Annotated in this window: 4 protein-coding genes; 3 read left to right on the forward strand and 1 reads right to left on the reverse strand. The window is 63.2% G+C overall.

The window, feature by feature from the left end; all coding sequences use genetic code 11:
- Positions 1-304: 304 nt before the first annotated feature.
- Complete coding sequence (locus BV071_RS34090) at positions 305-4,825, forward strand: LamG-like jellyroll fold domain-containing protein (protein WP_081886383.1); 4,521 nt, start codon at positions 305-307, stop codon at positions 4,823-4,825.
- Between the two features lie 144 nt (positions 4,826-4,969).
- Here the strand turns inward: BV071_RS34090 and BV071_RS32115 are convergent, their stop codons facing one another.
- A complete protein-coding gene (locus BV071_RS32115) occupies positions 4,970-8,461 on the reverse strand; it encodes an ATP-binding cassette domain-containing protein (RefSeq protein ID WP_265595156.1) in 3,492 nt (1,163 codons plus the stop codon).
- Between the two features lie 162 nt (positions 8,462-8,623).
- On the opposite strand from BV071_RS32115, the gene ftsH reads away from it, so the two are divergent.
- Both ftsH and BV071_RS32125 read left to right on the forward strand, forming a co-directional pair.
- Positions 8,624-10,984, forward strand: a complete 2,361-nt coding sequence (gene ftsH / locus BV071_RS32120) for an ATP-dependent zinc metalloprotease FtsH (RefSeq protein WP_035616435.1) — start codon at positions 8,624-8,626, stop codon at positions 10,982-10,984.
- Positions 10,985-11,222: 238 nt separating this feature from the next.
- The gene (locus BV071_RS32125; RefSeq protein WP_265595157.1) at positions 11,223-11,696 is read left to right on the forward strand and encodes an adenylate kinase; all 474 of its coding nucleotides are present in this window, start codon (positions 11,223-11,225) and stop codon (positions 11,694-11,696) included.
- Positions 11,697-11,808 lie beyond the last annotated feature (112 nt).

The following is an 11,808-nucleotide window of genomic DNA, read 5'->3' on the forward strand; positions in this document are numbered from 1 at the left end:
GACTGATCTGTCAGGGCGCAAAGATCCCAAGTCAGGCAAAGCTGATGCCCGCATAATGCGGAGTGGGGTAGAGGTATCGTTTCTTGTCTGGTGAAATAATACCAGCGGCCTGCGGAGTCTTACTAGCGAGGGGCTGGCATATTCAGCACGGCTCCTAACCCAAGCCGTGCATGCACGCTTTTTGCGCGGACTAACATTTTTCGAGCAGCTCCCGCGTTGAACCACGTTCAAGCGCCGGGAGCTCTTCGGAAGTGTGCTTATTCCGCGGTTCAAGTGCCGGAGTTTCCCAAGGACCCGACAACCCATGATGCCCACGCCCCCGCTTCGTCCTCGTCCGTATCGCAAGATTTTCTGCCGTCGCATTGCCGCGCTCCTGCTGGGCCTGTGCGGCAGCTTGGCCACTGCTCCCGCCGCCATGACCTGGAGCGGGGATGCCGGTCCATGGGGCCCGGGGCCGATGAACGATTGCATCAACACCTGGAACACCTACTCGAATTACGGTTATAACATTCCGGTCGTATACGGCTCCGGCACGCCGACGGCGGACTCGGGCTACATGGGGCAAATCCGCTTCGGCGGGCAGGGTAACTACCGCACGGCGATGCACGAATCCAGCCACTGGATGGGCACCGGCACAGTGGGCCAGTGGGACTTGCACCAGCGCTTCTCAATCTGGAACGGAACCTACGTTTTCAACCTCCGCAGTGCCTATGATGGTCCCGGCGAGCGGCAGTTCACCTATGGCGTGCACTACGGGCCGCAGGGGGCGAACTACGACAGCGAGGGGGTGCAGGCGCCCCAGATGGTCGGCATCATCGGCGCTTATCGCCGCGACATGAATCTCTCTGGCGGTGACCAGACCATCGGCATCGCCTCCGGCACCTACCGCCTGCGCAACCGCGTTTCGGTGAAGGTGCTCGATAACCTCGGTGCCACGGCTGATGGCGCGCAAGTCCGCCAGAACGAGAATGCCAACTATAACGGCGGCCAACTCTGGAACATCGCCCTGATCGGCGGCACGAGCTACTTCACGCTGCAGAATGTCGCGAGTGGCAAGTATCTCGACTCGCTGGGGACGACTGCCGATGGCGCGGCGGTCGGACTGACGGCGCTGGCTGGCGCGCCCACGGATTCCCAGCTCTGGCAGATCATCCAGACCGACTCTTTCTTCTTCAAGATCGTCAACAAAGCGAATGGCAAGGGCCTCGATGGCCAGGGCGCGACGGAGGATGGCGCGGGCATCGGGCAATGGAATGCCGCCAACAATTTCAGTTGGAACCAGCAGTGGACCATCCTGCACCAACTTGTGCAGCTTGCACCAGAGGAAGGCGTGGTCTCGCAAGGCCGTCCGGTCGCTTCCAGTTCCACCCAAGACAACAACTACGATTTCAAGGGCAACAATGGCGTGGCCGGTGATCGCTGGACTGCTTCCAGCGGTTCCTTCCCGCAGTGGTGGCGCGTTGATACCGGGACTGTGCAACCCATCACCAAGGTGGAAGTGGATTGGTATCCGAACGATGCGCGCACCTACCAATATCAGATCGAGGTCAGCAATGACGATGCGAACTGGAACGTAGCCGCGGACCGCACGGGCAACAATGTCACTGGCACCACCGTGGACAGCCTCGTCGGGGTCAGTGCGCGCTTCGTGAGAGTGAAGGTCACCGGCTCCAGCGCGGGCTACGCCGCCTTCATGGAATGTCGTGTCTACAACGAGGCACAGCCGATGCGGAATCTCTCGATGTTCCGCCCCTGCAATGCCAACGGCGAGCAGGACGGCAATCTGGCGGTGAATGCCAACAACGTGGATCCAGTTTACACCCGCTGGTGTTCGAATTCATCCGGCTATCCGGGCTGGTGGCAGGTCGATCTCGGTGCGGCCAAGCAGGTGAACAAGGCAGTGATCTCGTGGTTCGATGACGACGGGCGTTCTTACAAGTATCGCGTGGAAGGCAGCACCGATGGCGTGAATTACTTCACCTTGGCCGACCGCACTGACAATACCCAAGCCTACACGACCTCAGACAGCTTCTCCGGAGTCGCGCGCTGGGTGCGCATCTACATCACCGGTGGTTCGTCGAGCTATCCGAGCATCTACGATGCCCAGATCTACGGTTCGACCACGCCGCAGCCGCCGCCCGCGCCGGTGCTGGCTGCCACCACCACTGCCGGTCAGATCAACCTGAGCTGGGCCGCTGTCTCCGGAGCGGCTTCCTACACGGTGAAGCGTTCGCTCACGCCCGGCGGTCCTTACGCTACTCTTCTCACCTTGGCCGGAACCAGCTATGCGGATACGAATGTCAGCAGCGGTGTGGTTTATCACTATGTGGTTGCTGCAAGCAATGCGGCGGGGGCTGGAACCAACTCGGCGCAAGTTTCTGTCGCCACGGATGCGGAGCTGCTTGCCTACTTGCCCTTCGATGAGAACGCGGGCACGCTTGCAGCGGATGCCAGTGGCTTCGGCAGGAATGGCACGCTGCTCAACGGTGCCGTGTGGGGCGCTGGCAATGCCGCCAACGCGGTGGACCTCGACGGCACCGATGACTACGTGGCGCTGCCATCTGGCATCGTCAGCGGCCTGAATGATTTCACCATCGCCGCCTGGATCAATCCGGATGCGAATAGCAACTGGGCCCGTGCGTGGGACTTCGGAACCGGCACGACGAACTACATGTTCCTTGCACCCTCGAATGGTGCTGGGGTCCGTTTCGCGATCCGCACGGCCGCCGTGAATGAGCAGCAGCTCACCAGTGCCGCGGTCCTGCCGCCGAATACCTGGTCGCACGTCGCGGTCACGCTATCTGGCAACAACGCCACGCTCTACATCAACGGGGTGGTCGCCGCGACGAACAACGCGATGACCCTGCGCCCCTCCAGCCTCGGCGTCACCACGCAGAACTGGATTGGTCGCTCGCAGTTTGCGGACCCTTATTTCAACGGCCGAATCGATGAGTTCCGCATCTATAGCCGGGCGCTGAGCGCGGCGGACTTGGGCAAGCTCCGCAGTGTCACCGCTCCTTCTGTGCCGGTGTCCTTGGTAGCCCGGCCCGGAGACGCACGGAATTTCTTGAATTGGTCGCCGTCACTCGGCGCGACTTCTTACAAGGTGAAACGTGCCAGCGGCAGCGGTGGTCCCTTCAATCTCGTCGCGACGGTGAATGCCGCCGGCTACAGCGATCTTGGCTTGAGCAATGGCAGCGCTTACTACTACGTGGTCGTAGCGGTGAACGGGGCGGGGGACAGTCCCGATTCCGCATCGGCTTCCGCCACTCCATCCGCCTCCGCGACCCTTGCGCCCGAGCCGCCGGCTTACCTCTATCCTTACGAAGTCACCAGCCAGGTGAAGCTGTCTTGGGCCGCCTCCGCCGGGGCCAGCAGCTACAACGTGAAACGTGGTGCTTCCAGCAGTGGCCCATTCGCGCTTCTGGGTAATGTCGCCACCACCACTTTCGCGGATAGCACCGCAGCTCCTGGATCGACCTACTACTACGTCGTCTCCGCGCTCGGCGCGACCGGGGCGGAGAGTGCCGATTCCAGCCAGACGAGTGCACAGCCGACCGCTCCGCAGACCGTGCTCTCGCTGAAGATGGATGAACTCTCCGGAACCGCCGTCGTGGACGATTCCGGCAATGCTCTCAACGGGACGATGGTCAATGGCTCGACACGAACCGCCGGCCGTCTTGACCGCGCGATCAACCTCGATGGAACCGATGACCACGTCACCCTGCCTTCTGGAGTGGTGAGCGGCGTGAACGATTGCACGATCTCCGGATGGGTGCGGGCTACCACGACAACCACTTGGTCGCGTATTTTTGATATCGGGACTGGCACCACGAACTACATGTTCCTCACGCCGAAGTCGCCGACGGGCAAGCCGCGCTTCGCGATCCGCACCCCGATCATCGGTGAGCAGGTGATCGAAAGCTCGATGGCTCTGCCGCTGAATGCATGGACCCACATCGCCATCACGATCTCCGGCGATACGGGCACTTTCTATCTGAACGGTGCGGTGGTCGGCGGCAATGGCTCGCTGAGTCTGAAGCCCTCCAGCTTGGGCGTCACCACTCAGAATTACTTGGGGCGCTCGCAGTTTCCCGACCCTTATTTCGGCGGCTTGGTCGATGAATTCCAGATCCGCAATCGCGCCCTCAGTGCCTCGGAAGTGGCCGAACTCGCCAGTCCACCGAACCCACCGGCGGGCTTCAATGCCACTCCGGGTTCGGGCAATGTGGCTCTGACATGGGGGACGATTGCCAATGCGACAGGTTATCGGGTCAAGCGTGCCACCAGCCCCGGCGGGCCTTATCTGACCCTTGCCGCGAATGTCACCGCTACCAGCTACAACGACAGCGCGGTCGCGACGGGCACGACCTACTACTACGTCGTCACAGCGCTCAAGGGCGTCGCGGAAAGCGCGAAGTCGACGGAACAGAATGCGGCACCGAATTCGGCGCTGACCCCGGAGGAAGCGTGGCGACAGAACTACTTCGGCACGACCGAGAACAGCGGCAACGCCGCCGATGCTGCGGATCCGGATGGCGATGGCTGGAGCAATGCCAACGAGTATGTGTCCGGAACGAATCCCACGGATCGAAGCAGCACGCTGGCGCTCTCAGCGGTGGAGAGCGGGCAGAACGACATCACCCTGAGCTTCGCCTCGGTGGCGGGGCGGCACTACACGGTGGAGTATTCGGACAGTCTCGCGGCGGGTGCTTGGCTGTCGGTAGCAAGCAATCTCACCGGTACCGGCAGCATCATGCAGGTCACGGATAGCGGGGGAGCCCATCGGGCGGGACGATTCTATCGGATCTTGGTGACACCTTGAGGTCTCTCACTGGGGGCTCCGACTTCAGTCGGCCTGAAGCAGCGTTTGAATTTCGGACATCGAATTTCGAGGCCAGTACCAGCCCGCACCACTCGTGCCGACTAAAGTCGGCGCACCCAGTGATGGCCGGTGTGGGCCGCTTGGCTACCTCGTCCTCCGGTTCTGAATTCCCAGCACCGCCGCAGTCGAAACCGCGCAGCTGGCCATCACGAAGAGCAGGATCAGTGCGTCGTAGTCGAGCGTGTCCATCCAATCGTCCCCGAAGGGCTTCTTCAGTCCGAGGAAGATGAGCCGCGGCTTCTCGGCATTGCGGTAGTCGAGACGGAAGGTTTCCGCCTCACGAATCAATAGATCGATGCGGTCGTTGACGAAGAACTCCGAGAGAGGCCGCGCTTTCGGGTCCGTGCTTTGGACCTTGATGGATTCCACTTCCAAGCGCGTTCCACCCCGGGCGAGGTCGGTGATCCGTTCTGCAAGCTCGCGGGCATCAGGCGCATTCGTCGCCTCGGCTGCCCCGAGCTTGAGCAGAGCCTCGAGCATCAGTTGCAGGCGCTCTTCCACCGCCGGCTGGAGGGTATGCTCCATCTCCTTGATCCCATCGATGCGGCGTTGGATGCGCATGCGCTCGATTTCGTAAGGATTGCGCGTGGCCTGGGTGACTACCATCGCTTCATAAGCGTGCCGCAAGGGCATGAAGCGGGATGGCACCGGGGTGCCGCCGCGCTCGCGCTCAAGCTCGCTGTTCTCGAAGAGCCCGCGGTTCATTTCGCGGAAGGGCACGAGGGCTCCGGCCAGCAACATCTGTGGCACCAGCAGCAGGGGCACCGCGGTCAATGCTGCACGCTCGGTCTTGACCAGCGAGGATACCAGCAAGGCGAGGCCCGTGCCGGTGCAAGCGGTTAGGGTCATCCACATCCACTGGCTCGGGATAGTACCGCGGATCTCCAGGATCCAGTGGCCGATGGCGGTGTAGGCGAGGCATTGCGCCGCGGCGACGACTCCCAGGGCGCTGAACTTGGCGGCGACGTAGAGCACGGGGTTCGGCCGGCAATTCCGCTCGCGCCGCAGGATCGGCCGGTCGCGCAGGATCTCGGTGGCCGAGTTGGTCAGGCCGAGGAACATCGCCACCGTCGCGGACAGGAAGAGATAGGCGGGGAGATGCAGCGCGGTGGGGAAGGCGTAGGGACCTTCCTTCGATGAACGCAGGGTGATGCCGATGAGCAAGGCCAGCAGGGGCGCTTCCAGCAGCGTGGAGTAGAGGGTGCCGCGATTGCGGAACTTCGAGAGGAAGGAGCGCAGGAACTGCGTGGAGAAGACCGCGAAGGAGCGCTTGATCCCGTGCGCGACACCAGCCTTGCCGCGCATCGAGGGCACGGGTGAATTCGCCAGCCGCTCCATCCGCGAGGGTGGGGCCACTTCACCGAGCGAGTTGACCAGCGACTCGCTCTCGAAGCGCTCTTGCCAATAGTTCGGCGGGAAGCGCCGTGCGGCGGTAGGGTTCTGGCCGCCGCCGATCTGGGCCAGCGGTGTTTCTAACACATCGAAGACGAAGTCCGCGCCGAGCGGGGCATTTTCCGCGACCGAAGGGTGGGAGATCCCAAGTTCCTCCGCGCGCTCGCGGAAGTAGGCGATCATCGCCTGCGGGGTGCCGTAAAAGGCCAGCTTGCCGCCGTTGTCTAACAGGAGGACCTTGTCGAAGAGTCCCATCACCTTCGCGCCGGGGCGGTGCAGGGAGGCGATTACGATCTTGTCGCGGGCGAGGGAACGCAGGGTTTCCGCGACGTGCTCGGAGTCCTTCGAGGAGAGTCCGGAGATCGGTTCGTCGAAAAGGAAGACTTCCGCCGGGCTGCCGAGATCCAAGCCGAGATTCAGGCGGCTGCGCTCACCACCGCTCAGGGTTTTTTCGCCGGGAGAACCGACCCGGCGGCGTGCGATGGCCTGCAGGCCAAGCTCCGCCATGATCCCGTGGGCGCGGCGCTCGACTTCCTCCGCGGAGAGGAAGGGACGGCGGATGGTGGTGGCGTGGCGCAGGTGCTCGACCACGGTGAGCTGCGGATTGAGCGCCTCCTCCTGCGGCATGTAGGTGATGAAGCGGATCAGCTCGAGACGGTTCTGATAGAGCGAGGATTCGTTCAGGCGCACCCGGCCGCGGCTCGGCTCGATCTGCCCGGCGAGGACGGAAAGCAGGGTGCTCTTGCCGCTGCCGCTGGGGCCGATGATGCAAAGCATCTCGCCGCGCCCGATCTCGAAGTTCACGTTGTCCAGGGCGCGCACGCCCGGCACGAACTCGTGGATGATGTCCTGCGCACGTAGGGACTCGATCAGGTTACGCTCCTCATCGATGATGCCTTCGCTGAAGCGACAGCGCAGGGCCTGAGTGCGGGAGAGACGGATGACCGAGCCTTCCCGCAGCGGCGCGGAAGTCTTCACCGGGACTCCGTCAGCCAGCACGGTATCTTCCGCCTCGCGGACGAAGAGATCCCCGGTGCGCCGCTCCAAGTCGAAGCGGACCCGCAGGACGACCCGCGGGGCCATGCCGGGGGCCAGCAGCAGGTCGCCGCGGTCGAGCACTGAAGGGTCGTTCGAAACCCGGAAGTCGCGCTGATCAGCCTCCAGACGGAAGCGCCCACCGGCCTCGACCCTCCGCCGCCGCAGGGCATCCACGGTGGTGGAGAAGCCGGAAGGGTCGGAGAGCCGCTGGTGGTTGCTACAGAAGAGCGGCCGGCCCGGCTTGAGCAGGCCGTAGCCCTCCATGACCATCTCGGTGGGCCGCAGGGCCTCCACCTCTGCCTCCAGACCGAAGCGGATCCGCACCGCGCTCTGGCGGCTGCGCGCACGCTCGCTTGTGAGACCCTCGTCGGTGGGGGCGAGGAAGATCGCCGGACGGTTGCCGGTGAGCTTCACATTCAGGAAGAAAACGAGGTCCTCGCAGGTCAGGGTCCAGCCGGGGACGACCAGTTGCTGGCGTTCCCGCATCCGCAGGAAGGCGCCGCTTTCCAAGGATCGGCCGCGGACCCAGAGGGGATTTTCGCCGGTATTCCGGACCAGCAGGAGGTCCGAAGCGCGGTAAACCCGGAAGGCATGTCCGGCGGCTTGCTCGGGGAGCCGGACTTCGGCCTCCTCGTCCGCCCCGAAAATCAGGCGCTCGAAGCCCGGATGGTCCGCCGCCTCACCGCTCATTTCCGCCAAGATCTGGCGCGCATGGTCGGGACGGCCGAGCCGTCGCAGGAAGATCTCGAAGGAAGCCCGGCTGCGTTCGGATCGGCCGACGGCGTCAACCAGGGTGTAGAGCTGGAGGCCGACCGCCATTTTCTGGCTGTCGTCCAGCAACTCCCTGAGATCCAATGCAGTGCGGGCGAGAGGCTTCTGGTCGCGGACCGCTTTTTGAACCCGCCGGGCGAGCCAGCTGTGGTCGGCCTCCGGGAAGGCGCTGCGCAGCAGGTCGAGGATCAGGTCGGCCTCCTCGGCATCCATCCGGCCATCAAGTGTAGCGAAGCCGGCGAAGGCATCCACCAGCAGCGCCAGGATCCGCGAGCCGGACGAGCTGCCACGCCGCCGTGTCCTCAAGGCCCGCCACCACGAACCCGCCCCGTTGCGCGATTCGTGGGCGTCGTCGGTCGGCGCATCTCGATCCATCCGGGCCATCCATGGCAAAGGCTCGGGTGGGGGGCAAGGCCGCCGGAAAAAATTGGGTTTTCTTTCGGATAAGTAGAGCTACCCTGTCGCGCCCTTTGCATGTCCTTCCGGTGATGCTATGATCCCCGCGAGTTCCGGCAGGAGCTGCTCCTACCTCAAATCATGTCTGACCCATCCCAGAATCGTCCGCAGCAGGGCCCCGGCTCGCGTGGACCCAATGACCCGCCTGGATTCAACTGGCGTCTCGCCATCCTCCTCGGTGCAGCATTCCTGATCCTCGGTCTGGCTTTCTTCAGCAATGCGGTGAGCCCCACGGCGCAGGCAATGACCTACGCGGAGTTCCGCAAGCACTGGGACCAGCAGAGCATCATCTTCGACGATCCGAAGCTGCCCTTCAAGGTTTCGACCAAGGACAGCCCGTACAACGCGGTGATCGACGGCTACATGCACGCCAAGCCGCCGCGTAAGGGCTACGAGAAGCCGGGCACCCCGAAGATCCAGATCCGTGCCAACGTCAATATCGCGGAACTTCCGTCCTTGCTGGGCAAGGACCGCTCCTTCCGGGTTCTCGACAAGCCGGTTCCGGAAGTCGTCGAGCAGGCGAATCCCGGGCCTGAACAGGCGCCGGTAGAGTATCTCTCGGGCGACGACTTCAAGCGCGTGGTCGCGCTGGGCGAATTGAAGGTGCCCGAGGGTGACCCTTCGCTGACCGTCTATTCCACCAACGGCGAGAACGGTACTTTGGTGGCTCTCCAAGAGATTAAGCCCGAGGCATTTGCCGAAAATAAGGCCACCCCGGTCCATTTCGAGGTCACGGCTCCGGTCCTGATGCTGGGAGACAAGGTGGGTGACCTGCTGGCTAAGCAAGGCTCCGTGAAGGTGGACGACGGCTTCCTGAAGAGCGCCATCTTCACCTTCCTGCCAGTGCTGCTGATCGTGCTGCTGCTGTTCTTCCTGTTCCGCCAGCAAATGAAGGCAGCGGGTCGTGGGGCGATGTCCTTCGGCAAGTCGAAGGCGCGCCTGCTGACGCGCGATCATAACAAGGTCACCTTCAAGGATGTAGCCGGCATTCAGGAGGCCAAGGAAGAGCTTTGGGAAATCGTCGATTTCCTGCGCGATCCGCGCAAGTTCCAGAAACTCGGTGGCTCGATTCCTAAGGGCGTGCTGATGGTTGGCCCTCCGGGCACCGGCAAGACCCTGCTGGCTCGTGCGATCGCCGGCGAGGCGGACGTACCCTTCTTCTCGATCTCCGGTTCGGATTTCGTCGAAATGTTCGTCGGCGTGGGCGCTTCCCGCGTCCGCGACATGTTCGAGCAGGGCAAGAAGCATGCGCCCTGCCTGATCTTCATCGATGAAATCGACGCTGTGGGCCGTCACCGCGGTCACGGCATGGGCGGTGGCCACGATGAGCGCGAGCAGACCCTCAACCAATTGCTGGTGGAGATGGATGGCTTCGACACTCAGGAGGGTGTGATCATCATCGCCGCCACCAACCGTCCGGACGTGCTTGACCCGGCGCTGCTGCGCCCCGGCCGTTTCGACCGTCAGGTGACTGTCTCGCTGCCGGACGTGAATGGCCGCGAGGAGATCCTGCGGGTTCACGTGAAGAAGATCAAACTGGCCCCGGGCACTGATCTCGGCGTCATCGCCCGCGGCACGCCCGGCTTCTCCGGTGCCGAACTGGCGAACCTGATCAACGAGGCGGCCCTTCTGGCGGCGCGGCGCGGTCTTTCGGCCGTGACGATCGCAGAGATGGAAGAAGCCCGGGACAAGGTCCGCTGGGGCCGCGAGCGCCGCAGCCTGGCGATGTCCGACAAGGAGCGTATCGGCACGGCGTGGCACGAAGCCGGCCACGCTTACCTGAACATGGTGCTGCCGCACACGCACCCGCTGCACAAGGTGACGATCATTCCGCGCGGACCTTACCTCGGCGCGACGATGTATCTGCCGGAGGGCGACAAGTATTCCACGCAGCGCAAGGAGGCGCTGGCCAACCTGGTGGTGACCATGGGCGGCCGGATTGCGGAGTCCTTTATTACCGATGACGTTTCGAACGGTGCCTCCGGCGACATCCGCCAAGCCACCTCGCTCGCTCGCCACATGGTCTGCGAATGGGGCATGAGCGAGAAGCTCGGCATGATCGAGTATGGCGATGGCGACAGCCCGGTCTTCTTGGCCCGCGACGTGTCCCGCAGCCGCAATTATTCCGAAGACACCGCCCGGGTCATCGATGCCGAGATCAAGCGCTTCATCGACGAGGCCTTCAATCACGCCACCGAGGTGCTCACCAAGAACAAGCACACCATTGAGCTGATCGCCAATGCGCTGCTTGAGTTCGAGACCCTTGATGCCACGCACATGAAGGACATCATCGACCACGGCGAAATGCGCAATCCGCCGAGCGCGCCCAAGCCGCCGCCGGTGCCGGAGGAATTCCGCAAGAAGCCCGTGGCCAAGCCGACGGAGGACAAGCCGGATGACGGCGGCCCTCTGCCCGGTGAGGTGGTCGGGGCTCCGGCCTAAGGGGGCAATCTCCGGATGTAATTTACGAGCGCGGCATGGGTTTCCATGCCGCGCTTTTGTTTGGAGCGTAGGAGGACGCTCAGGAGGCTCGCCGGTAGGCTGAGGAGCCTCTTAGGGTTTCAGGATGGGGGCGCGGCGACAGCAGGATCTGGAGGAAAGCGCGGCGATCCTGCGGCGGGCCCGGCGGATCAACGTGGTGGGGACCAGTGGCAGCGGTAAGACAAGCTTCAGCCGACTCTTGGCGGAGATCCTCGGCCTGCCCTGCATTGAGATGGACGCGCTGTTTTGGCTGCCCGGCTGGCAGCAGCCGGCGGAGGAGGACTTTCTTGCGAAAGTTGCCGCGGCGGTTTCGGGCCAGGAATGGGTTCTCGATGGGAACTATACTCGCACGCAGGCGATCAAATGGGCCGAGGTGGAGTGCGTGGTATGGTTGGACTACTCCTTTGCGCGGACGACGAGTCAGTCCCTCGGGCGGGTCATCAAAAGGTCTCTAGGAGGCCAGGAGATCTGGACGGGGACGGGCAACCGGGAGTCTTTCTGGCAGGCGTTCTTCAGCAAGAAGTCGATTTTGCTGTGGATGCTAAAGAGCTTCCGGAGGACTCGGGAGAAGTACCGGGCCCTGATGGAGGAGGGGGGTGGGAGGGCTTTTCCTGTGGTAAGAATTGGATCGAGGGAGGAGGCGGAGGAGCTCTTGCGTGGGTTGCGGAGGTAACTACTATAAATTTAGTAGTTATGAGCGATGTTGCCTGGTGGCTCGGTTTCCGCGGCTTTCTGTGCTAAAGTCTGTGCCCGGCTGTCGCGGGAGTCCTTGGTTGGAGTGTGGG

It is taken from the genome of Haloferula sp. BvORR071 (genome assembly GCF_000739615.1).
Taxonomy (GTDB): Bacteria; Verrucomicrobiota; Verrucomicrobiia; order Verrucomicrobiales; family Akkermansiaceae; genus Haloferula.

Bases quoted from the DNA above. Each gene is read 5' to 3' on its own strand.
- BV071_RS34090 (WP_081886383.1), top strand. From the start codon at position 305: ATGATGCCCACGCCCCCGCTTCGTCCTCGTCCGTATCGCAAGATTTTC.
- BV071_RS32115 (WP_265595156.1), bottom strand. From the start codon at position 8,461: ATGGATCGAGATGCGCCGACCGACGACGCCCACGAATCGCGCAACGGG.
- ftsH (WP_035616435.1), top strand. From the start codon at position 8,624: ATGTCTGACCCATCCCAGAATCGTCCGCAGCAGGGCCCCGGCTCGCGT.